The following is a 22,377-nucleotide window of genomic DNA, read 5'->3' as shown; positions in this document are numbered from 1 at the left end:
ACGACATGATGCCGGAACACGGCTTCAGCCCGACGATGCTGGTCCGGCTCGATCTCGCGCGGCCCGCCGTCCCGAGTCCCGGACTGGCGCACGGTGTGACGCCCGGCCGTCATCGGCGCCGCCGAGCGGGCGCGGCGGGGTTCAGCCTCGTCGAGATGCTCGTCGTGCTGGTGGTGTTCGGCCTCGTGGCGGGTCTCGCCGGGCCGTCCCTAGGGGTCCTGCTGCCCGGGCGCCGGCTCGATGCGGCGGCGAGCGCCCTGTCGGGCGAGCTGATCCGCCTGCGCGCGCAGGCCCGCCGCACCGGCCTCCCCGCGAGCCTGACCTTCGACCCGCGGGGCGCGGTCTTCGTGAGCGGCCGCCCCGGGGCGGCCCCGATCGCCGTTGGCGACCTCGCCGTCGAGGTGCTGCGCGGCGAGGCGAGCCGGTCGGCCTCGGGCGAGATCCGCTTCCTCGCCGACGGCAGCTCGACCGGGGGCGCGATCCGCCTCACCGGCCGCGGCGGCAGCCGGACCCTCGCGGTCAGCAGCCTCACAGGCCGCGTCGCGGACCTGCCCCGGTGACCGCGCCGGCAAATTCCCGCGCCGCGCTGGGCGCCGAGGACGGCTTCACCCTGGTGGAGATGCTGGTCGCCTTCGCGATCGTCGCCCTGTGCACCGTCACGGCCCTGGAGGTGTCCGCCTCCCTCGGCCGCCAGGGCGCGCGGGTCGAGTCCGCCCTGCGCGCGGCGGACGAGGCGCAGGGTATCGTGTGGCTGCGCTTCGCCGCCGGGACGCTGCGCCCCGGCGAGGAGGCGGGCCGCTTCTCCGACGGCCAGCCCTGGGTGCTCAGCGTGTCCGACATCGCTCCGGCCCTCGGCTGGCGCGATGGCTCGCCGGTCTGGCACGTGCGCCTCACCCGCGAGGGCGTCCGCGGTCCGGTCGTGTACGAGACCGTGCTGACGGCGGTTCTCCGTGGCTGACCCTGGCCGCGGCGCGCCGGCCGCGCGGCGCGAGGCCGGATTCTCGCTCGTCGAGATGCTGGTCGCGCTCGCCCTGCTGTCGCTGATCTCGCTCCTGCTGCTTCAGGCGGTCGGCACGGCCGGGCTGCTCTCGCGGCTCGGCGGGCGGCTGGCCACGGACACCGACCTCGACATCGTCCGCGACCACCTGCGCGCCTCGCTCGGCCGGCTCGCCGGGCAGGATGCGGACGGCCGCCGGCCCCCGTTCGTCGGCGAGCCGGAGCGCTTCGCCGGCACGGTCCTGGCCGATCGCGGCACGGAGCTGGGCGGGGCCGTGCGCCAGACCGTGTGGGCGCTGCGCCGCGAGGACGGCACGCTCGATCTCGTCGAGAGCCGCAGCCTCGGCGGCGGCGGCGCGCCGGAGGTGCTGGTGGGCGGCGCGTCGGGCCTGAGCCTGCGCTACCTCGGCGGCGGCGTGGCCGAGCCGCCGCGCTGGTCTCCGGTCTGGACCAGGCGGGACCGCCCGCCGACGCTGATCGAGATCACGCTCGCCTTCCCGCACGGGGACCGGCGGCGCTGGCCGCCGCTCCTCATCCCGCTCGGCGCCGGCCCGTGAGCGCGTCCGGGCGCTCCCGCGCGCGGGAGGACGGCTTCGTCCTCCCGGCGGTCCTGGCGATCATGATCGTCGTCTCGGCGGCGGCGCTGATCGCCACGGACCGGCACCGGGCGCGCATGAACGTCGCCGAGAGCCAGGGCCGGGCGCTGCGCCTCCAGGGCTTGGCCGACGGCCTCGCGCGCCTCGTGGCGGCCGGCTTCCTGATGGAGCGGATGCGGGGCGTGCCCGGCCTGGGGCTGCCGCCCAACGGGTCCGTCTGGGCCTGCGCCCTGCCGGACAACCGCCGCGTCGCGGTGGCGGTGCAGGATCACGCCGGCCTGATCGACCTCAACGCCGCCCCGCGCGCCCTCCTGGAGACGACCTTCCGGGTGCTCGGCATCGCGGATGCGGATGCGGCGACGCTCGCGGCGGAGGTGGTGGATTACCGCGACCCCGACGACACGCCCGAGCCCAACGGCGGGGCGGAGCGGCGCCAGTACGCCGCGCGCGGCCTTGCCTACGGCCCCCGCAACGCGCCCTTCTCCAGCGTCGACGAGATCGAGCGGCTGCCCTCCATGACGCGGGAGCAGGCCGATCGCCTGCGCGGTGCGCTGACGATCCACAACCCGGGGGGCGGCATCGACCCGAACGTCACCCCGATGCGCGCCCTTATCGGCAGCGTGGCCGGGGACGGCCTGCGCGCCCACATCGCCCGCTCTTCCGGCCGATCGGTCGAGGTCCGCACCATGGTCTCGGACGGCGGTGGGCGGGCCGCTCGCAGCGTGATGGTGTCGGCCGGCGGGCCGGGGACGGGCCCGCAGGTCCTGTCCTGGCAGCCGGAGGGGCCGGACGTGCCGGGGGGTCTCCCCCACCCGGCCTGCGCGACAATCGCCGCCATCCTCGCGCCGCCGTGAGGGGATCGGGGCGTCGCGGAGCCCTCCCGCCTCGATTCGGCCCACTGACGAGGCGCTCTCGGGGAGCCGGACGGCTACCCGCCGCCACCCTCGTCCTCGTCGTGATCGTGCAGGGCCGCCTCGATGTTCTTCCGGCGGTTGCTCAGGATCGCGCTGCCGGCGTGCTTGTAGCCGGTTTTCTCCAGGATCTTCTCCAGGGGCAGCCCTGCCTGGAAACCCGCCAGCAGCGACTTGAGTGGAACACGGCCGTCGTCGTAGTTGCCCCCGAAGAAGTAGCCGTGCACGACACCTGCCAGCAGGTTGGCGTCCGTTATAGGTGACGCGCCGCCCCCGTGATCGCCGAAGAGATCGCGGTACAGATCCATGCCGTCCTGCTGCTTCACCACTTTGTTCTTGAGGTGGCCGAGATACAGGTAATAGTGAAATGCATTGATCTCGACCGCGGATTGCACATCGTGCCGCGGTGCATCGGGACCGTTCCACGAGGTGATGTTGGAAGGCAGCGGGTAGAGGCCGATCTCGCCCTCCGAATGCTTGAACGACGGGTCGACCTTGCCGGCCGGGGTCATCCCTGCCTCGCAATAGGTGATGACCCAGACGTCCAAGAGCCTGACCGGCGTGCGCGCCGCGCCGTAGGCCGCGGTCAGGCGGGTGTTCACCTCATCCAGCATCGTCACGATGGCTGGCCGGTTCAGCCTCAGAAACTCACGCTTCGAGACGTCCACTCGCAGATCCGTCATGGTTGCCGCTCCCCTCGTAGGTCGAGCACGGGCTTGAGCCCCGGGAATTGGGACCCCGATCACCGATGACCTCCACGAGACGCCGCGTGCCGGACACCCGTGCCGGACCGTCGCGGAGGAGTTCAGGGGACCTGATCGGGAACCGGGTCCTTCACCTTCGCGCGCAACTCGTCGACGAGCACGCGGATGTTTTCGGAGTAGTCGATCGGCACCACCACGAGATGGACGCCGCCGGCCTGGAAGGCCTTGTCCAGCGTCGGCACCAGGTCCTCGACCGCGTTCACCCGATGGCCCTCGGCCCCGTAGGACCGGGCGTATTGCACGAAGTCCGGATTGGTGAAGGTCATGCCGTAATCCGGGAAGGTGTCCACGGCCTGCTTCCAGCGGATCATGCCGTAGGCCGAATCGTCGATGATCAGCACCACGAGGTTGAGCTTGAGCCGCACCGCGGTCTCCAACTCCTGCGAGTTCATCAGGAAGCCGCCGTCGCCGCAGACCGCGAGCACGCGGCGCTCCGGGTGGAGCAGGGCCGCCGAAATCGCCGAGGGCAGCCCCGCCCCCATGGTGGCGAGCGCGTTGTCGAGGAGCAGCGTGTTGGCGACGGTGGTGCGGTAGTTGCGGGCGAACCAGATCTTGTACATCCCGTTGTCGAGGCAGACGATGCCGTCCTCCGGGATGACGCGGCGCACGTCGCGCACGAGCCGCTGCGGGGTCACCGGGAAGCGATCCTCGTCCGCCCGGTCGGCGATGCGGGCCAGGATGTGCTCGCGGAGCGGAAGCAGCGCGCCCGCGTGCGGGAGCCGGCCCTCCAGCCGGTCGGCGAGCAGCTTCAGGGTCGGCCCGAGATCGCCCACCACCTCGGCGTCTGGGTGGTAGACCTCCTCGACGGTGGCCGGGCTGTAGCTGACGTGCAGGACCTTCTGGTTCGGCTGGCCCATGAAGAAGGGCGGCTTTTCGACCGTGTCGTGGCCGATGGCGATGATGAGGTCGGCCGCGTCGATCGCCTCGTGCACGTAGTCGCGCTCGGACAGGGCGGCGGTGCCCATGTAGAGCTGCGTGCCGTGCGCCACCGTGCCCTTGCCCATCTGGGTGGTGAAGAACGGGATGCCGGTGCGCTGCACGAAGCCGCCGAGGTCGCTGGTGGAGCGCGGGCGGCTGGCGGCGGCGCCCAGCATCACCAGCGGGCGCTCGGCGGCCAGGATCATCGCGGCGGCGCGCTCGATCGCCTTGGGATGCGCGACCGGAATGTCGATCGGGTGGCCCGGCACCGTGTAGGATTCGGCCTCCTCGGCCGCGATGTCCTCGGGCAGTTCCAGGAGCACCGGGCCGGGCCGCTCCTCCATGGCGACCCGGAAGGCGTCGCGCACGAGGGTCGGGATCGAGGAGGCCGAGACGATCTGACGGGCCAACTTGGTGATCGGCCGCATCGATCCGATCACGTCGACGATCTGGAAGCGGGCCTGGCGCGCCGACAGGATGCCCTTCTGGCCGGTGATGATGATCATCGGCATGGCGCCGAGATGCGCGTAGGCCGCGCCGGTGGAGAAGTTGAGCGCCCCCGGCCCCAGCGTCGAGAGGCAGACGCCGGGCCGGCCGGTCAGCCGCCCGTAGGTGGCGGCCATGAAGGCGGCGGCCTGCTCGTGGCGGGTCAAGACGAGTTCGATCGAGGAGGTGCGGAGCGACTCGACGACGTCGAGATTTTCCTCGCCCGGAATGCCGAAGATGCGCTCGACGCCCTCGTTCTCGAGCGCCTGGACGAGGAGATCTGATCCTTTGGCCATGAGGGCCTCCTCCCATCGTGATGTCTGGTCGCGGTGCCGCCGCTGAGCCCTCCGCCATGGATCGCGATGTCCCGGCGGCTCCCTGTGCGGACTCGGCTTCTTACCTCATCGCCGGATCCCGGTCGGCAAGAGCCGGGATGCGTTCTCGCTGATCACATTACGGTCCCGCGCGGAGCGCGGGTCTGGTCTGTGCAACCATCACGCCCGAAGCCCTGACCCTTCGGGTGGCTACCGCGATGCGCGGGAGCGGAAGGGTAACCGCGATGTCAGCTCCAGTCTTTCCCGAAAAGTGTTGTTCATCAGTGTGTTGATCGGTGCCGACGCGGCCCGCCTCGCTGGACGCGCGCCGACCGCTCCCATTGACTCGGCAGGTTTCCGCCGATCTCGGGGGCACGGCCCGGCCGGTCCACGGCGGCGAGAGCGCGGACGCCGCTGGCCGAGCGGCGGCGTCAACGGGCCGGTTCCGGCAGGCGCGATTGGACCCGCGCGCCGGAGCCCGCGTAGATGCGGGGTCGTCAGCCGGGAGCCAGGAATGCGCGGAGCGGGCCAGCGCAGCACGCTGATCGGGATCGCCTTGATGATCGGCGCCGTGGCGGGCTTCGCCTGCATCGACGCGTCCGCCAAGTTCCTCAACCGCGAGATGAGCGCGCCCCTGATCGTGGCGGCGCGCTACGTCGGCAGCCTGCTGGTGGTGGCGGCCGTGCTCGCGCCGCGGGCTCATCCGGGTCTGCTGCGGACCCGCAGGCCCCTGCTGCAGGTGCTGCGCTCGCTCTGCCTCGTCGTCGCGACGCTCTGCACCGTCGTGGCCCTGCGCTACCTGCCGCTGGCGCAGGTGACCTCGATCACCTTCGCGTCGCCCCTGGTGGTGGCGCTGATCGCCGGGCCGCTGCTCGGCGAGACGGTCGGCTGGCGCCGGGCCGCGGCCGTGCTGGTGGGATTCTGCGGCGTCCTCGTCGTCAGCCGCCCGGGGCTCGGCGGCCTGCACCCGGCGGCCGGCCTCGCGGGGGTGACGGCCTGCGCCAACGGCCTCTACATCGTGGTGACGCGGCTCCTCGCCAGCCACGACCCGCCCGAGACGACGATGCTCTACACGAGCCTCGTCGGCTCCGTGCTGATGCTCCCCCTCCTCCCCTTCATCTGGGAGGCGCCCCATGATCCCTGGCTGTGGGTCGGGATCGGGTCGATCGGCTTCTTCGGCGCGTCCGGGCACTGGCTGCTGATCCTGGCCCACCGGCACGCCCCGGCCTCGACCCTGGCGCCCTTCGCCTACGCGCATCTGATCTGGGCGGTTCTGCTCGGCTTCGTGGTCTTCCACGATCTGCCCGACCGCTGGACCCTGCTCGGCGGGGCCGTGGTGGCGGCCTCCGGCCTCTACCTGCTCACCCTCGAGCGCCGGTCGGCGCGGAAGGGACGGCCCTGAGCGAAGCGGGCGGCCGGTCCCGAGGCGGTTGAAGGGGGCGCGGCGATGGGGCATCCCACCGGGGGGCTGCGATCCGCCGCGCCGAGGGGCCGTACCACCCCCGCGCGGTCGCGGCGCGCGCACCGAGGAGGGGCCGATGGCCGGGATGGATCCGTTCCTCGCGGGCTTCGCGCTGCGCGACATCGAGGCTGGCGGGGTGCGCATCCGGGCCGCGATCGGGGGCGCGGGTCCGCCGCTGCTGCTGCTCCACGGGCATCCGCAGACCCATGCCACGTGGCACGCCGTGGCCCCGCCCCTGGCGGAGCGCTTCAGCGTCGTGGCGATGGACCTGCGCGGCTACGGCGATTCCGAGAAGCCCGAGGGGGGCGAGCGGCACGTCAACTACGCCAAGCGGGCCATGGCGGCCGATGCGGTCGCGGTGATGCGGGCGCTCGGGCACGAGCGCTTCGCCGTCGTGGGCCACGACCGCGGCGGGCGCGTCGCCCATCGCATGGCGCTCGACCATCCGCAGGCCGTGACGCGCCTCGCCGTGCTCGACATCGCCCCGACCGCGACGATGTACGCGCGCACCGACAAGGCCTTCGCCACCGCCTATTTCTGGTGGTTCTTCCTGATCCAGCCGGCGCCGCTGCCGGAGCGCCTGATGGGCGCCGATCCGGAATTTTTCCTGCGCACCCATCTCGACGGGCAATCGAAGACGCCGGGCGTGCCGGGGTCCAACCTCTTCGCGGAGTACCTGCGGGTCTACCGCGATCCGGCGACGCGCCACGCCATCTGCGAGGATTACCGCGCCGCCGCGACCATCGACCTCGAGCACGACGCCGCGGATGCGCAGCGCCGGGTGGAGGTCCCGCTCCTGGCGCTGTGGGGCGCGAAGGGCACGGTCGGCCGCACCTACGACGTGCTGGCGACGTGGCGCGAAAAAGCCCTCGACGTCTCCGGCCATGCCCTCGATTGCGGGCACACCTTGCAGGAGGAGCGCCCGGATCTCGTGCTCGCCGCCCTCGACGCCTTTCTCGGCTGAGCCGGAGCCGTCAGGGGATCCGATAGAAGGGGTTGGGCAGCAGGAAGGTGCGTTCGGCATAGCCGCCCGCGAGGTCCGACGGCTGATCGCCGACATTAGCGATGATCCGGTAGCCCTCCGCCTCGATCGCGGCCCGGCGCGGCGCCTTGAAATCCGCGGCCGAGGCGTAGCGGGCCCCGAAAGCCGGCATGTCGAGGCGCGCGTAGGCGGTGTAGCCCGCCTCCCGCAGGTTGCGCTCGGTCGCCGCCCGCTGCGGCTCGTCCCGGCCGGTGATGAAAAAAACCGCGATGCCCTGAGCGCGCGCGAGGGTGTAGAGCGCCAGGGTGGCCGGCAGGGCCGGACTGCGCCCCAGCAGGTCCCAGTTGACCCAGCCGCACGGCCCCTCGGGCAGCGCCTCGCAGGGGCCGCCGAACACGCGGCCGAAATCGTCGGCCTGGATCACCTCCCAGTTCGAGAGGGCGGTGTCGTCCACGTCGAGCACGAGGGCCGGGCGCTCCACCTGCCGGCCCCGTTCGTTCAGCCACGCCCCGGCCCTCGCTGTCACGCCCGCGAGGTCGCGCGCGTAGCGCCCGGACTCGTGGTACGCCCGCGCGGCCAGCTTGGCGTCGCCCACATTGGCCGGCTCGCTCGGCGCCGCAGTCGAAATCTCGGCCGGCCGCTCGTCCGCGCGCACCGGCGTGGCGGCAAAGAGGCCGAGCCAAGCGGCGGCACCGAGCGCGCGGGCGACAATGAGCGGCCTCATGTCGTCTCCTGATCCGATGAATTGCCCGATGTCGTCGACGCACGGCCGGCGAGCCGAGGCCCCGCGCGATGATAGGTCTTCGACGACACCGAAGGGAACGAGCCGTCGACGTTCATGAACCGCTATTTCGAGCAGATGATCCCCTCGGTCGGGCTGCCGGACGCCGACGAACGAGGTCTTGTCCGGCCGGTCCGGGCGCGCGGATGCTGCCGCGCGTCGATCCTCCTCGGCCTCCGCGGCAAGCCCGACATGGAACGACCTGCGGCCGGGCGAGCGCGGCCCATCATCGGGCCGGTGGGTCCGCGGCGTCATCGGTCGCCGGCGGGGCGAAGATCGTGATGTTGCTGTTGATCTGGTAGGCGGTGGTCGGCGGCGTGTTGACGAAGCGCAGGCGGATCGGGCTCTCGCCCAGGATCGCCCCGAAGGCCGGCGTCACCCCTATCGGGAAGCAGCGCGACAGGGCCGCGAAGGCCGCCTCCTCGAAAAGCTGCGCGGCCTCGCGGTCACCCGGGAGCCGGCGCGCCGTCACCAGCGGCCGGCCGCGCAGGGCGCCCGTCTTGTCGAGCCCGAACGTGAAGGCAATCAGCGCCCCGTTCGTGTCGGAGGGCGGATGCCAGCACGCGGCCAGCGCGGCGCGCATCTCGGCCCAGTTGTTGACCGGGCCGGCCGCGGACGCTGGCGCCGCGCCCGCGACGGTGCCCGCCAGCAGGCCGGCCACCGCGATCACCGCCTTCGTGAGCCAGACAGGCATCATCGTGTCACGCAGCCAGGAGCCCGATTCTGGCGCAACACCCGTCCCCCCGGTCGAGATCCAGCGGAACCGCGCGACGTGCGAACGGCAGCGCGGGACGCCGGCGCGACGCGGCGGGCTCGTCAGGGCCGCTGCATGTCGCGCAGGAATTCCGCCGTCGTGGATCGATCGCCGTCGAGCCGCCACGCATCGGCACTCCTGCCCGTGATCCTCGTCACGTAAGCGAGGGTCTCGGCCGGCAGCGTCGCGCGGCCGGAGAGCCAGTTCCGGATGCGCTGCGGACCGGCATTGTAGGCCGCGGCCGCCAAACCGAGGTTGCCGAACCGCGCCCGGTACTCCTTCAGCAGCTCCGCGGATTTCGGAATGGCCTCGTAGGGGTCGAACGGATCGGCAAGCCCGCGCTCGCCGGCGGTGCCGGGCATGAACTGGGCGATGCCCTGCGCCCCGGCGCGGCTGACGGCCCGGTGGTTCAGGCCGCTCTCCTGCCGCAGCAGGCCCAGCAGGAAGGCAGGCGGCAGGTCGTTCGCTGCGGCGACATGCGCGATGAACGCCGCGAGCTGGAATTCGCCGCCGAAGACCGACAGCCACGCATCCTCGATGGTGAGCGCGGCGGGCTGCACGGGAGCGGACGCGGTGCCGGCCGCGACCGAGCGGCGGGCGTACTCGTAGCCCGGCGCGCCCGCAGCGGTGGTCAGAACCATCAGCGGGACGGGCGGCGGCAACGGTGCCGCCACCGGCGGGGTCACGGCCGTGAGCTTCGCCTCGGCCTCGCTCCGGTGGAGGCCGTCGGGCGCGAGGATCAGCAGGGCGGCGAGCGCACCAATTCCGGCCCGCCGGAGCGAAACGGCCCCACGGACCGGCATCGGCCGCACGAGACGCGTGGCCCTCGCCCGGTAGGTGCACAGGCCGATCGGCTGGAGAGGGCGCATGGGGCTGCCTCCGGCGAACGCGCGACGACCCAGGGCGGCCACCGCCCCGGGGGCGGGAGGCAAGCTGAGCTGCCGGCCCATCTGCTCACGCCCGTCCGGCGGGTTCAAGCAGGCCGGGGCGTTATCCGAATCACTCTTCCGAATCAGGCTTCGGCCTGCCGACCGATCACCGACCCACGACCGGCGCCGCCCGCGCATCGCGAGGCCGAGCCGCGCGCGGGGCTGGGCCTGCCTCGGGCCGGGGGTGACGCAGCCCTGCAACAGCCGGGCGGGATCGAGAGGCGGGCGGACGTGGGGCCCCGCACGGCACCCGGCGCACCGCGGGTGCGACACCGGCCCGGCGAGGATCGCGAAGGCGTCGCGCAAGTCGTCGCCTGGACAGGCTCACCGATCCGGTCCGGCGCGCCCCGTACGCCTTCGGACGACAGATTCCGCTGGAGCTTCACGCGCAAGAGCAAGGACGGATGATTGAAGCAGGGGAACGTTCGCTGGTCCGATGAGGCGCAATTGGTGATCGGCATCCTGTCGATTACTGAGCTATTTGCTCAATTTGACCTTCCGGCAGTCTCCCGCCCGAATGCGCCAATAATCTGTCCGGATCTGCTCTGCAGGCTATCCCTGGTCGTCACTGTGCAGTAGAGTCGCGAGCGGCCTGATCCGAACTCGCGGTCAGGTCCATCCCGCGATCCGCACGGCGAACGGGCGCGGCATCAGGGTGCAAACGGCAGAGTGATGCGCGTGCGCAGTGAGGTCGACCAGCCCGGCTCCGGCTGCACCCGTGCCGTTCCCACCCGTTGGGCGAGGCCGGCCCTGGCGGCGCTGGGGCTTTGGGCGATCCTGGGGACGAGCGCGGCGCTGGGTCAGGCCGCCTCGCAGATCACCCCGCCTTCGTTCAGCCCGCCGCTCCAGCGCGACGGTGGCCTCGCCCTCCCCGGGAACCTCGACCCGGCCGCGCCACGAGCCCGTCCCTGGACCGGTTCCCACCGACGACGCCCCGGCGCGGAGCCGGTGCCCCCACCCGCGGAGCGCCGGGCTCGCCGCCCCTCGCCCGACCTTCACCGGCGCGCTCGCGATCTGACGGAATGACCACCATGACCCGGCCGGCCCCGACCCAGCCCGCGCGGCCCCGCCCGCACGCGCTCACCCTGGCGCTGCTCGCCTCCACCGCCCTGGCCGGGCTCGCCCCCGCCCGCGCCGAGCCGCTGCCCACCGGCGGCCAGGTCGTTTCGGGGAGCGTCGCCATCGGCACCCCGCGCAACGGCGCGCTCGCCATCACCCAGGCGAGCCCGACCGCCATCGTCAACTGGCAGGGCTTTTCCATCGGTCAGGGCCACCGCGTCGACATCCGCCAGCCCGACGCCCAGGCCGCGATCCTCAACCGGGTCACCGGCCAGACCCGCTCCACCATCGCCGGCCAGCTCACCGCCACCGGCCAGGTCTACCTCGTCAACCCCAACGGCATCAGCATCACCCGCACCGGCCGGGTCGCGGCCGGGGGCGGCTTCGTCGCCTCGACGCTGGGGATCGCCGACGAGGAGTTTCGCGCCGGGCGGCGGCAGTTCCGGGGCTCGGGCGCCTCGGCGCCGGTGATGAACCACGGCACGGTGACGATCGGGCGGGGCGGCTACGCGGCGCTGATCGGCGGGCAGGTGGCCAACCGCGGCACGATCGCGGTGCCGCCGGGCAAGGTGGGGCTGGGCTCGGGGGAGCGGGCGACGCTGGATCTGTCGGGGGACGGCTTTCTGCAGGTGGCGGTGCCGACGAGCGCCCAGGGGCGGGGCGCGCTGGTGTCGAATGCCGGGACGCTCTCGGCGGATGGCGGGTCGGTGGTGCTGACGGCGGCCGCCGCGCGGGACGTGGCGCGCCAGGCGGTGAACCTGTCGGGGACGATCGAGGCGCGCACGGTCTCGGGCCGGCCCGGCCGCATCACGCTGTCGGGGGGCGAGGGCGCGGTGGCGGTGACCTCCACCGGGCGGCTCGACGCCTCGGGAGCGGGGTCCGAGGATGGCGGGCGGGTGCGGCTCGCGGGGCGGCGGCTCGCGGTGGCGGGCCGGGTGGACGTGTCGGGCGCGCGGGGCGGGCGGGCGCGGCTGGAGGCGGGCGAAGACCTCGCGCTGTCGGGGAGTGTCGCGGCGGAGGGGCGCGCGGGCCGGGGCGGCCGGGTGGTGGCCACGGCGCCGGGGATCACCGCGCATGCGGCGCTGATCGAGGCGTCGGGGGCGACGGGCGGCGGGGTGGTGCGGCTGGGCGGCGGGCGCGAGGGCCAGGGGCGGCTGGCGCACGCGCGCAGCGTGGACGTGGACGCGACCACGACGATCCGGGCGGACGCCACGGTGAACGGCGCGGGCGGCGACGTGGTGGTGTGGTCGGATGTCCGCACGGACTTTGCCGGGACGATCACGGCGCGGGGCGGGGCGCAGGGGGGCGACGGCGGGCAGGCGGAGGTGTCGTCGAAGGGGGTGCTGTCGTATGCCGGCTTCACCGATCTGACGGCGGCCAAGGGGTCCCCCCGGCCGCTCACCGTTCTCGCCGATCCTCAGGTCCGCCTCGTCGGCGAGGCCGATCCGGCCCTCACCTATCGGCTGGGCGGACGCGGCCTCGTCACCGGCGACAGCCTAAGCGGCGGTCTCGCCACCACGGCCGCGTCGGACAGCCCGCCCGGCCCCTACCCCATCACGCAGGGCACCCTGGCGGCCTCCGGCAACTACCGGCTCGGCTTCGTCGGCGCGGATCTCACGGTGCTGCCCGCACCCGACCAGCCGCGTCCCCCGCCCCCGCCGCTGCCCATCATGGTGCCGGCCACGGACCTGGCCAGCACCGTCGAGCGGGCCATGCACCGCGAGGGCCGCGCGGCCGGCGCGGCGCTGCCGCTCCTCCTCGGCCTCGGTCCGGCGGGAGCGCTGGTGGCGGCGGATCCGCGCTTCGATGCGGCTCTGGTCTGCCTCGGCACGCCGGGCGGCTGCGTTCTGACCCCGCTCATCCCCGCACCCCCGCCGCAGGCCAGCCTGTCCGCCGCCTCCCGCTGACGCCGAAGACCTCGGACCGGCCACGCGCGTGTCCGAGACGAGCCTCGCCGTCAGGCCACTGACGGTGGGGTCAGCGGCGCGCGGTAGCCGGGCGCAGTGGTGACGCGCGCGTCGAGCGCGTCCAGCAGCCGGCCGAGGCCGGACGTCGGCAGCGAGGCGTTGGTGGCGAGGTAGTAGGCCTCCCAGCCCACCGAGAGGAAGTCGAGGCCGAAGCGCTCCGCCGCGGCGCGGGCGCCGAGGCCGGCATCGGCGGCGCCGGACGCGATCACGGCGGCCACCGCCTGATGCGTGAATTCCTCCAGCCCGTACCCCACGATCGCGTCGGCCGCGATGCCGGCTTCCGCCAGCAGGCGGTCGAACCAGAGGCGGGTGCCGGACCCGATCTGCCGGTTGACGAAGCGGGCGCGCGTGGCCCGGAGGTCATCGACCGTCCGGAGATCGAGCGGATTTCCGGCCGCCACCAGCAGGCCCTGCTCGCGCTCGAACAGGAGGTGGAGCCGGAAGGCGGGATCGGGGACGAGATCCGAGAAGGGCGGGCCGGCGGCCTCCAGCGTGAGCGTGCCGCAATGGAACCCCGCCGCGTCCGCCCGCCCCTCGACGAGGCGGGTCACCGCCTCCCGGCTCCCCACGACCGCGAGGTCGCCCTCCCCCCACTCCGAAAATACCTCCATCAGCAAGGGATCGTGGCTCGCCGCGACGGTCAGCCGATGCGGCGTGGCCAGCAGGTCCGCGAGGCGGGCCTGCAGCGCCCTCCCCTCGCGCGCGAGCGGCATCGCCAGCCCGGCGGACGCGCCGGTCAGGGCCTCGCAGAGCGCCGCGCCGGTCGCCGTCAGCGTGCTGCCGTGGCCCCGGGTCTTGCGGACGAGCTGCTGCCCGACGCTCGCCTCCAGCACCCGCACCCGCTCCCAGACCGCGCGATAGGACAGGCCGAGATCCGCGGCCGCTCCCTGCACCGAACTCGTCACCGCGATCGCCCTGAGAACCGCTAGGGTCTCGTCGATCGCGATGCGGGCCGTCCCGATCCGGATCGTGCCGCCCAGCCCCAGCTCCGTCGCGACCTGCGGCGCATCAGCAGACGTCTTCATATTGAACCCGTCACAACGTCCCTCTACGACGATGTAAGGCCGCGCCGGAGCGTGGTCGAGCCTCTGGCAGCGACACGACCCATGGATGGCCGCCGCGCACCCTCAACGACCGACCGGATGCAGGGCTGAGGATGCGAGAGCGTGCGAGTCCGCTTGGTGTCGTCGGGGGGATCCCGCGACCTGACGATGGCCGTGCCCCTGCGCTGGGCGTGACGGCCGGTGCGCGCAGGCCGGATGCCGGCGACGCCGGACGGCGCGACCCGGGCGGCGGCTCTCTGCCCCAGGGATCACGGTGAAACCCCATGCCGTTGGAACTGCTCACCAGGCCGGACCAGCACGGCGCGCCCGTGAGGACGCGGCCGTCGGCCCGCCCGGCCGTCCAGGCGCCGGACCCGAGCGAGCGAGGCGGATGCGCCCGGCTGCCCGCGCGGTGGGTGCTGGAGGGCGGCCTTCGCGCGTTCCGCGGGGACGCCGCGCATCTCGGCCGCTCGATTGCCGCGCTCAAGCTTCTCCTCACGCTCGCGATCAGGCTGGACCACGGCGAGGCGGGTGCCGCCTCCGTCGTCCTCTCCTACGAGCAGCTCTCCGGCCTGTCGGGGCTGTCCGAGCCGTCGATCTGTGCCGGCAAGAAGGTCCTGGTGGAACACGGCCTCGTCCGGACCTCCTGTGACTGGCAGGGCCAGACGCTCGCCTACGGCCTGACCGGCCTGCCCACCCCGGACGGCGTGGTGCCGCTCCGGTATCGCCGCACGGGCGGTCGCGATGCCCGCATGCTCAGCCTGCACCGGATCCCGTGCCGCAAGCTCGGCAACCTGAATGCGCTGAAGATCTATCTTCTGCTGACCGCTCTCGGCAGCCATGAGCACGGCTTCGTCCCGCTCCACGTCGAGAGCGCCGCGACGCTCACCGCCGTGAGCCCCGTCAAGGTCGTGGAAGCGCTGGATCACCTGACGGCGCTTGGCCTCGCCACGCCGGCGGATGTCCATCTGATGGACCGGCGGCAGGCGGAGTACCTGCTCGTTCGATTGCAGCCGCTCTGGTGACCGCGCTCCGGCGGCCGGGCCGGCTCCTCCGGGAGGGTCGCGCGCGACCGGCCAGGGTGATCGCCGCGAGCCCGCCGGAACCTCGAACCCGTGCCGCGGCCGATTCCCCCTTCGCGGGACAGGATGAGGAGCGCCGGCCGCTGCGCTTCATGGAGGACCAGAGGGTGCCCACGCCGAACCACACCGTCCTGCGGATCTCCGTGCCGCTGCACCGGCAGCTGAAGCGGCTCGCGGCCGCGCGGGGCACCACCATGAACGGCTTGATCCAGACGATGGTGACCGGTGCCATCGAGGCCGGCGAACTCGACGACGAGACACCCGGCTTCGCCATCGTGCTGGACGCCGACCGGGACTTCGACCTCATCCTTCACACGCCCCACGGCGAACTCCCGCGCATGACGGCGGAGGATGCCGAGGCCGTCGCACGCCATCTATCCGAGGTGAGGGCCGGCGAGGCGATCAGGCGCACCCGCAGGGTGAAGGGCGGCTGCATCGTCGTGGACATCCTCGGGCAGGGTGTCGAGATCGTCGGCGAGGCGCGCGATACCGCGCGGCGCGTCCGCGCGACCATGCCGGTCGCGACGGCGCGGGATATCGGCCGGCAGCTGGCCAAGTCGGCTGCGAGTACACCGGCGCCCAGCCTGCCGTCCGCGGACGCTCCCCACGGAGCACGGCATCCGCCAACCTGTTCCTGAGCCCGCTCCCCGATCGCGGCGCGCACCGACACGATCTCCCCGGCCAGGCACGAGAGCCCGCCCGCGCCGCGTCGGACTTGTCGAGACCAGCCCGCGATCCGAAACCAAATGGTCGCACGCGCCGGCGAGATCCCGTCCGGCGACCGGTGCGGAACCACGGCCCGGACAATGGATCACGGCCCCACCCTTGCGTGACGTCGCGCGCGTCTGCTTGCGACAGCGGTTCCCCGACGCTGAGTCCTTGTCCGAATCCCGGAAATTCAGGGTGAGAGAACCCGTTCCGCGCCCGGTTCGACAAGGATCTGTTGTCGGCTGACCGATCTGCTTGATTGCACTCGCGCAGCACTCCTGCACTATCAGCCCTAGAACGAGACCAATGAGGGCAGGAAATTCATGTCGCGCCGCGAGCGGTGGAGTGCAGTCCGCGCAGCCGAGATCATTGCCGAGCATGCGCAGCGCGAGGGCGCGATGCTGCCGATCCTTCACGCCCTCCAGGAGACGTTCGGCTACGTCGACGCAGAGGCCGTGCCGCTCATCGCGGACGCGCTCAACCTCTCGCGCGCCGAGGTCCACGGCTGCATCACCTTCTATCACGACTTCCGCAGCGCTCCGGCCGGACGCCGGCTGGTGAAGCTCTGCCGGGCCGAGGCCTGCCAGGCCCAGGGCTCCGAGCGGCTGCACGGCGAGATCCTGTCGCGCCTCGGGGTCGACTGGCACGGGACCTCCGCGGACGGGGCCGTCACGGTCGAGCCGGTGTACTGCCTCGGCCTCTGCGCCACGGGGCCTGCCGCCCTCGTGGACGAGGAGCCGATCGCGCGGCTCACGGCCGACGTCCTGGCGACGGCGCTGGCAGAGGCACGGTCATGAGTATCACCATCACCGTTCCGCGCGACGCCGTCGCGCTGGGCCTCGGCGCGAACCGCGTCGTCCGCGCGCTCGTCGCCGGCGCCGCGCGACGCGGCCTCGACCTGCGCATCGTCCGCACCGGCTCGCGCGGCCTGTTCTGGCTGGAGCCGATGATCGAGGTCGCCACGCCCGAGGGCCGCGTCGCCTACGGGCCGGTGCGGCCCGACGACGTGGAGGCACTCCTCGATGCCGGCCTCGCCGAGGGCGGGAGCCACGCGCTCCGCCTCGGCGACCCGGAAAAAATCCTTTACCTCGCCCGGCAGCACCGCCTGACCTTCCACCGTTGCGGCGTGATCGATCCCGTCTCGGTGGAGGATTACCGCGCGCATGGCGGTTACCGGGGCCTGGAGGCGGCCCTGCGGCTCGGGTCCGAGGCGACCGTCGATGCGGTGCGCCGGTCGGGACTGCGCGGGCGCGGCGGCGCCGGCTTCCCGGCCGGCATCAAGTGGAACACCGTCATGCTGGCGCAGGCCGACCGCAAATACGTGGTCTGCAACGCCGACGAGGGCGATTCCGGCACCTTCGCCGACCGGCTGATGATGGAGGGGGATCCCTTCGCGCTCATCGAGGGCATGACCATCGCCGGGATCGCGGTCGGGGCCACGCGGGGCTACATCTACCTGCGCTCCGAGTACCCCCAGGCCTTCGCCACGCTGCAGGAGGCGATCGCGGCCGGCGAGAGGGCCGGCTTCCTCGGTGCCGACGTCATGGGCTCGGGCCGGGCCTTCCACCTGGAGGTGCGGCTCGGCGCGGGCGCCTACATCTGCGGCGAAGAAACCTCGCTCCTGGAGAGCCTGGAGGGCAAGCGCGGCATCGTGCGGGCCAAGCCCCCGATCCCCGCTCTCAAGGGCCTGTTCGGGCGCCCGACCCTCGTCAACAACGTCATGACCTTCACGGCCGTGCCGTGGATCCTGGAGCACGGCGGCGAGGCCTACGCGCAGTACGGCATGGGCCGCTCCCTCGGCACGCTGCCGATCCAGCTCGCCGGCAACGTCCGGTACGGCGGGCTGATCGAGTACGCGTTCGGCATCACGCTGCGCGAGGTGATCGAAGACTTCGGCGGCGGCACGCTGTCGGGCCGGCCGGTGCGCGCCGTGCAGGTGGGCGGGCCGCTCGGGGCCTACTTCCCGGACCACCTCCTCGACACGCCGCTCGATTACGAGGCGATGGCGGCCAACAAGGGCCTCGTCGGCCACGGCGGCATCGTCGTGTTCGACGACACCGTCGACATGGCGCGCCAGGCCCGCTTCGCCTTCGAGTTCTGCGCCGCCGAATCCTGCGGCAAGTGCACGCCCTGCCGCATCGGCGCGACCCGCGGCGTCGAGACCATGGACAAGGTCATCGCGGGGATCCGCCCGCGCGAGAACCTGAAGGTGGTCGAGGATCTCTGCGAGGTCATGACCGACGGTTCGCTCTGCGCCATGGGCGGCCTCACGCCGATGCCGGTGATGAGCGCCATCACCCACTTCCCCGAGGATTTTTCGCCCGCCGGCCTGCCGGTCGCAGCGGAGTGAGGAGGCGTCCGTGCCCCTGATCAAGGAAATCGACTACGGCACCCCGATCCGCGTCGCCGACACCGCGGTGACGCTGACGATCGACGGGCAGAGCGTGACGGTGCCGGCCGGCACCTCCGTGATGGCCGCCGCGATGATGGCGGGTACGCAGATCCCCAAGCTCTGCGCCACCGACAGCCTGGAGCCGTTCGGCTCCTGCCGGCTCTGCCTCGTGGAGATCGACGGGCGGCGCGGGACGCCCGCCTCCTGCACCACGCCGGCTGAGGCCGGCATGGTGGTGCACACCCAGTCGGACAAGCTCGCCCGGCTGCGCAAGGGGGTGATGGAGCTCTACATCTCCGACCATCCCCTCGACTGCCTGACCTGCGCGGCGAACGGCGACTGCGAGCTGCAGGACATGGCCGGCGCCGTCGGCCTGCGCGAGGTGCGCTACGAGGACGGGGCGAACCACGTCCACGCCTCCTCCGACCTCTACCTGCCGAAGGACGAGTCGAACCCCTACTTCACCTACGATCCGGCCAAGTGCATCGTCTGCAACCGCTGCGTGAGAGCCTGCGAGGAGGTGCAGGGCACCTTCGCGCTCACCATCGCGGGCCGCGGCTTCGACTCCCGGGTGGCGGCGGGCCCGACCTCCTTCTTCGAGTCCGAATGCGTGTCCTGCGGCGCCTGCGTGCAGGCCTGCCCGACCGCGACGCTCACGGAGAAATCCGTCATCGCGATGGGTCAGCCGGAGCATTCCGCGGTGACGACCTGCGCCTATTGCGGCGTCGGCTGCGCCTTCAAGGCCGAGATGCAGGGCGAGCGCGTGGTGCGGATGGTGCCCTACAAGGGCGGCAAGGCCAATGACGGCCATTCCTGCGTCAAGGGCCGCTTCGCCTACGGCTACGCCACGCACCAGGACCGCATCACCAAGCCGATGATCCGCGAAAAAATCACGGATCCGTGGCGGGAGGTGAGCTGGGAGGAGGCGATCGCGCGGGCGGCCTCCGAGTTCAAGCGCATCCAGGCGACCTACGGGCGCGACGCGGTCGGGGGCATCACCTCCTCGCGCTGCACCAACGAGGAGGCCTACCTCGTCCAGAAGCTGGTGCGGGCGGCCTTCGGCAACAACAACGTCGACACCTGCGCCCGCGTCTGCCACTCGCCCACCGGCTACGGGCTGATGTCGACGCTCGGCACCTCGGCCGGCACGCAGGACTTCCGGTCGGTGGAGGAGGCCGACGTGATCCTGGTGATCGGCGCCAACCCCACCGACGGCCACCCGGTCTTCGGCTCGCGGATGAAGAAGCGGCTGCGCCAGGGCGCCAAGCTGATCGTGGCCGATCCGCGCCGGATCGACCTCGTGAAGTCGGCCCACATCAAGGCGGACCACCACCTGCCCCTGAAGCCCGGCTCCAACGTCGCCTTCGTGAACGCGATGGCGCACGTGATCGTCACCGAGGGGCTGATCGACGAGGCCTACGTGCGCGAGCGCTGCGACCTCGTGGATTTCGAGGTCTGGGCGCGGTTCATCGCCGAGGAGCGGCACTCGCCCGAGGCGCAGGCCGCGGTGATCGGCGTCGATCCGGCCGAGCTGCGCGCCGCCGCGCGCCTCTACGCCACGGGCGGCGCCGCGGCGATCTATTACGGCCTCGGCGTCACCGAGCACAGCCAGGGCTCGACCATGGTGATGGGCATGGCGAACCTCGCTATGGCCACCGGCAACATCGGCAAGCCGGGCGCGGGCGTGAACCCGCTGCGGGGCCAGAACAACGTGCAGGGCTCCTGCGACATGGGCTCGTTCCCGCACGAGCTGGCGGGCTACCGCCACGTCTCGGACGATGCCACGCGCGAGAGCTTCGAGGCGCTCTGGGGCACGAAGCTCGACGCGACGCCGGGGCTGCGCATCACCAACATGCTCGACGAGGCGGTCGAGGGCGGCTTCAAGGGCCTGTACATCCAGGGCGAGGACATCGCCCAGTCGGATCCCGACACGCACCACGTCACGGCGGGCCTGCGCGCGATGGAGTGCATCGTCGTCCAGGACCTCTTCCTCAACGAGACCGCCAAGTACGCCCACGTCTTCCTGCCGGGTGCCTCGTTCCTGGAGAAGGACGGCACCTTCACCAACGCCGAGCGGCGCATCAGCCGCGTGCGCAAGGTGATGGCGCCGCTCGGCGGCTACGGCGACTGGGAGGGCACGATCCTGCTCTCGAACGAGCTCGGCTATCCGATGCGCTACAGCCACCCGTCGGAGATCATGGACGAGATCGCCCGGCTCACACCCAGCTTCTCGGGCGTGTCTTACGCGCGGCTGGACGAACTCGGCTCGATCCAGTGGCCGTGCAACGCGAAGGCCCCCGAGGGGACGCCGATGATGCACGTCGACCGCTTCGTGCGGGGCCTCGGCAAGTTCATGATCACCGAGTTCGTCGCCACCGAGGAGCGGACCACCGCGAAGTTCCCGCTGATCCTCACCACCGGGCGCATCCTCTCCCAGTACAATGTCGGCGCGCAGACGCGGCGCACGGCGAATTCGCGCTGGCACGAGGAGGACGTGCTGGAGATCCATCCCTTCGATGCCGAGACCCGCGGGATCGTGGACGGGGACCTCGTGGCGCTGGAGAGCCGCTCGGGCGACATCGCGCTCAAGGCATGCGTGAGCGAGCGGATGCAGCCCGGCGTCGTCTACACGACCTTCCACCACGCCAAGACGGGCGCCAACGTCATCACCACCGACTACTCGGACTGGGCGACGAACTGCCCGGAATACAAGGTGACGGCCGTGCAGGTGCGGCGCACGAACCGCCCCTCCGACTGGCAGGCCCGCTTCTTCGAGGAGGATTTCTCCCTGACGCGCATCGCCCAGGCGCTGGACGCGGCGGAGTGACGCCGATGAGCGCGACGTCATCGCACGACAAGCTGGTGCGCATGGCCAACCAGATCGCCACCTTCTTCCGGTCCTACCCGGAGGAGGAGGCGGTGGCCGGCATCCGCAAGCACCTCGTCGCCTACTGGACGCCGAAGATGCGCGACCGGCTGGAAGCCCATGCCCTGCAGGCCGAGGGACGCCTCGACCCACTCGTCGTGGCGGCGATCCGGCGTGAATCCGCGGCGGCGAGCCCGATCCGGCCCGCGACCTACGACCCGCATCTCCTCGGCGAAGGGGCGAGCGACGCCGGCTGACGCGAACCGGCAGCTCTCTTCATATTGAGGGCCTGGCAGCATCAGAATACCGCTTACCGGCCGCGTGTGCCGCGGCTGGCCGTGCGTGGTTCCGGGCTGTGATCGACAAACTGGATTATCTGCTTGCCCTCTCGCGCGAGGAGCATTTCGGCCGCGCGGCCGAGGCCTGCTCCGTCAGCCAGCAGGCGCTCTCGGCCGGGATCAAGCACCTCGAGAACCGCTTCGGCGTGCAGCTCGTGCAGCGCGGCTCGCGCTTCCAGGGCTTCACCCCGGAGGGCGAGCGGGTATTGACCTGGGCGCGCCGGATCGTCGCCGACAGCCGGGCCATGCAGCAGGACGTCTCGACGCTCCGGCGCGGCCTGACCGGGCATCTGCGCATCGCGGCCATCCCGACGGCGCTCCCGGTCGTCGCCTCGCTCACCACGCCCTACCGGGCGAACCATCCCAACGTGCACCTGACGATCATCTCGACGACGTCGTCGGACATCTTCTCCCTCCTGAAGAATCTGGAGGCCGATGCCGGGCTCACCTACCTCGACAACGAGCCCTTCACGCACGTGGCCACGGTGCCGCTCTACCAAGAACACTACCGGTTGGTGACGGCGGCCGGCGGTCCCTACTACGACCGCGAGTCCGTGACCTGGGCCGAGGTGGCCCGCGTCCCCCTGTGCCTGCTGACGCCCAACATGCAGAATCGGCGCATCATCGACGAGCAGATCCGCAAGGCGGGCGGCGAACCCGCGCCCATCCTCGAGTCCAACTCGATGATCGTGTTGCTCACGCACGTGCATACGTTGCGCTGGGCCAGCGTCATGCCGGCCATCCTGATCGATGCGCTCGGACCGAAGACGGACGTGCGCGCGATCCCGATCGTGGAGCCCAGCCTTCAGCACACCATCGGCCTTGTCGCCCTGCAGCGGGACCCGCCGACGCCGATGGTCAATTCCCTGGTGAGCATCGCTCGCGACGTCGCCCGCAGGCTGACCCCGAATTCCACGTCTCCGTGAGATCGTCAGAGGGGTCTCCGAGGGCCCCCGGATCGTGGTCCGGCCGAAGGGTGAACCTCCGGACCCGTGTCCACCCCCTCCTCGGTGTCATGGCCGGGACGGG

The 22,377-nt window shown here is 72.1% G+C and carries 20 protein-coding genes; 14 read left to right on the top strand and 6 right to left on the bottom strand.

Annotated elements, in window-relative coordinates; genetic code table 11:
- Window positions 1–5: 5 nt before the first annotated feature.
- Genes ACKUB9_RS27965 through ACKUB9_RS27950 form a run of 4 tightly spaced genes read left to right on the top strand, consistent with a single transcriptional unit; the run spans window position 6 to window position 2,446 of the window.
- Window positions 6–560 (top strand): prepilin-type N-terminal cleavage/methylation domain-containing protein, encoded by a 555-nt coding sequence (locus ACKUB9_RS27965; RefSeq protein ID WP_407529278.1) that lies wholly within the window; start codon window positions 6–8, stop codon window positions 558–560.
- Window positions 557–958, top strand: a complete 402-nt coding sequence (locus tag ACKUB9_RS27960; protein WP_407529277.1) for a type II secretion system protein — start codon at window positions 557–559, stop codon at window positions 956–958. The genes ACKUB9_RS27965 and ACKUB9_RS27960 overlap by 4 nt, the downstream gene beginning before the upstream one ends.
- On the top strand, window positions 951–1,553 hold the full coding sequence (locus ACKUB9_RS27955; RefSeq protein ID WP_407529276.1) for a prepilin-type N-terminal cleavage/methylation domain-containing protein: 603 nt from the start codon (window positions 951–953) through the stop codon (window positions 1,551–1,553). Before ACKUB9_RS27960 ends, ACKUB9_RS27955 begins: the two co-directional genes overlap by 8 nt.
- On the top strand, window positions 1,550–2,446 hold the full coding sequence (locus tag ACKUB9_RS27950) for a type II secretion system minor pseudopilin (RefSeq protein ID WP_407529275.1): 897 nt from the start codon (window positions 1,550–1,552) through the stop codon (window positions 2,444–2,446). The genes ACKUB9_RS27955 and ACKUB9_RS27950 overlap by 4 nt, the downstream gene beginning before the upstream one ends.
- A gap of 74 nt (window positions 2,447–2,520) precedes the next feature.
- On the opposite strand, the gene ACKUB9_RS27945 is transcribed toward ACKUB9_RS27950, so the two are convergent.
- On the bottom strand, window positions 2,521–3,186 hold the full coding sequence (locus ACKUB9_RS27945; protein WP_407529274.1) for a hypothetical protein: 666 nt from the start codon (window positions 3,184–3,186) through the stop codon (window positions 2,521–2,523).
- A 122-nt stretch (window positions 3,187–3,308) separates the two neighbouring features.
- Entirely contained in the window at window positions 3,309–4,967 is a 1,659-nt protein-coding gene (locus ACKUB9_RS27940) for an acetolactate synthase large subunit (RefSeq protein WP_407529273.1), read from the bottom strand.
- A 532-nt stretch (window positions 4,968–5,499) separates the two neighbouring features.
- Here ACKUB9_RS27940 and ACKUB9_RS27935 point away from each other — a divergent pair.
- Both ACKUB9_RS27935 and ACKUB9_RS27930 read left to right on the top strand, forming a co-directional pair.
- The gene (locus ACKUB9_RS27935; protein ID WP_407529272.1) at window positions 5,500–6,387 is read left to right on the top strand and encodes a DMT family transporter; all 888 of its coding nucleotides are present in this window, start codon (window positions 5,500–5,502) and stop codon (window positions 6,385–6,387) included.
- A 136-nt stretch (window positions 6,388–6,523) separates the two neighbouring features.
- On the top strand, window positions 6,524–7,411 hold the full coding sequence (locus ACKUB9_RS27930) for an alpha/beta fold hydrolase (protein ID WP_407529271.1): 888 nt from the start codon (window positions 6,524–6,526) through the stop codon (window positions 7,409–7,411).
- A gap of 10 nt (window positions 7,412–7,421) precedes the next feature.
- Here the strand turns inward: ACKUB9_RS27930 and ACKUB9_RS27925 are convergent, their stop codons facing one another.
- The 3 genes from ACKUB9_RS27925 to ACKUB9_RS27915 form a co-directional block, all read right to left on the bottom strand.
- Window positions 7,422–8,153: an HAD family acid phosphatase gene (locus tag ACKUB9_RS27925; RefSeq protein WP_407529270.1), complete on the bottom strand. Its 732-nt coding sequence runs from the start codon at window positions 8,151–8,153 to the stop codon at window positions 7,422–7,424.
- A 283-nt stretch (window positions 8,154–8,436) separates the two neighbouring features.
- Window positions 8,437–8,907, bottom strand: a complete 471-nt coding sequence (locus ACKUB9_RS27920) for a UCP034077 family protein (RefSeq protein WP_407529269.1) — start codon at window positions 8,905–8,907, stop codon at window positions 8,437–8,439.
- Between the two features lie 119 nt (window positions 8,908–9,026).
- The gene (locus tag ACKUB9_RS27915; protein ID WP_407529267.1) at window positions 9,027–9,833 is read right to left on the bottom strand and encodes a lytic transglycosylase domain-containing protein; all 807 of its coding nucleotides are present in this window, start codon (window positions 9,831–9,833) and stop codon (window positions 9,027–9,029) included.
- Between the two features lie 1,082 nt (window positions 9,834–10,915).
- Between ACKUB9_RS27915 and ACKUB9_RS27910 the strand changes: the two genes are divergently transcribed.
- Window positions 10,916–12,859 (top strand): two-partner secretion domain-containing protein, encoded by a 1,944-nt coding sequence (locus ACKUB9_RS27910; RefSeq protein ID WP_407529266.1) that lies wholly within the window; start codon window positions 10,916–10,918, stop codon window positions 12,857–12,859.
- Between the two features lie 50 nt (window positions 12,860–12,909).
- Here ACKUB9_RS27910 and ACKUB9_RS27905 read toward each other — a convergent pair whose 3' ends face one another.
- Window positions 12,910–13,944 (bottom strand): substrate-binding domain-containing protein, encoded by a 1,035-nt coding sequence (locus tag ACKUB9_RS27905; RefSeq protein ID WP_407529265.1) that lies wholly within the window; start codon window positions 13,942–13,944, stop codon window positions 12,910–12,912.
- A 302-nt stretch (window positions 13,945–14,246) separates the two neighbouring features.
- On the opposite strand from ACKUB9_RS27905, the gene ACKUB9_RS27900 reads away from it, so the two are divergent.
- From ACKUB9_RS27900 to ACKUB9_RS27870, 7 genes are all read left to right on the top strand, one after another.
- On the top strand, window positions 14,247–14,987 hold the full coding sequence (locus tag ACKUB9_RS27900; protein ID WP_407529264.1) for a hypothetical protein: 741 nt from the start codon (window positions 14,247–14,249) through the stop codon (window positions 14,985–14,987).
- Between the two features lie 56 nt (window positions 14,988–15,043).
- Window positions 15,044–15,682, top strand: coding sequence for a hypothetical protein (locus ACKUB9_RS27895; protein WP_407529263.1), 639 nt, complete (start codon window positions 15,044–15,046; stop codon window positions 15,680–15,682).
- Between the two features lie 393 nt (window positions 15,683–16,075).
- Entirely contained in the window at window positions 16,076–16,549 is a 474-nt protein-coding gene (locus ACKUB9_RS27890) for a formate dehydrogenase subunit gamma (protein ID WP_407529262.1), read from the top strand.
- The gene (locus ACKUB9_RS27885) at window positions 16,546–18,102 is read left to right on the top strand and encodes a formate dehydrogenase beta subunit (protein ID WP_407529261.1); all 1,557 of its coding nucleotides are present in this window, start codon (window positions 16,546–16,548) and stop codon (window positions 18,100–18,102) included. Before ACKUB9_RS27890 ends, ACKUB9_RS27885 begins: the two co-directional genes overlap by 4 nt.
- Before the next feature lie 10 nt (window positions 18,103–18,112).
- Complete coding sequence (gene fdhF / locus ACKUB9_RS27880) at window positions 18,113–20,971, top strand: formate dehydrogenase subunit alpha (protein ID WP_407529260.1); 2,859 nt, start codon at window positions 18,113–18,115, stop codon at window positions 20,969–20,971.
- A gap of 5 nt (window positions 20,972–20,976) precedes the next feature.
- Window positions 20,977–21,267, top strand: coding sequence for a formate dehydrogenase subunit delta (locus ACKUB9_RS27875; RefSeq protein WP_407529259.1), 291 nt, complete (start codon window positions 20,977–20,979; stop codon window positions 21,265–21,267).
- Between the two features lie 98 nt (window positions 21,268–21,365).
- Window positions 21,366–22,274, top strand: coding sequence for a LysR family transcriptional regulator (locus tag ACKUB9_RS27870; protein ID WP_407529258.1), 909 nt, complete (start codon window positions 21,366–21,368; stop codon window positions 22,272–22,274).
- The last annotated feature ends 103 nt before the right edge of the window (window positions 22,275–22,377 follow it).

The organism is Methylobacterium oryzisoli (assembly GCF_046557895.1).
Classification (GTDB): Bacteria; Pseudomonadota; Alphaproteobacteria; order Rhizobiales; family Beijerinckiaceae; genus Methylobacterium; species Methylobacterium oryzisoli.
Note: the sequence above shows the minus strand (reverse complement) of the source record. Positions and strands in the feature narration are given on the sequence as shown.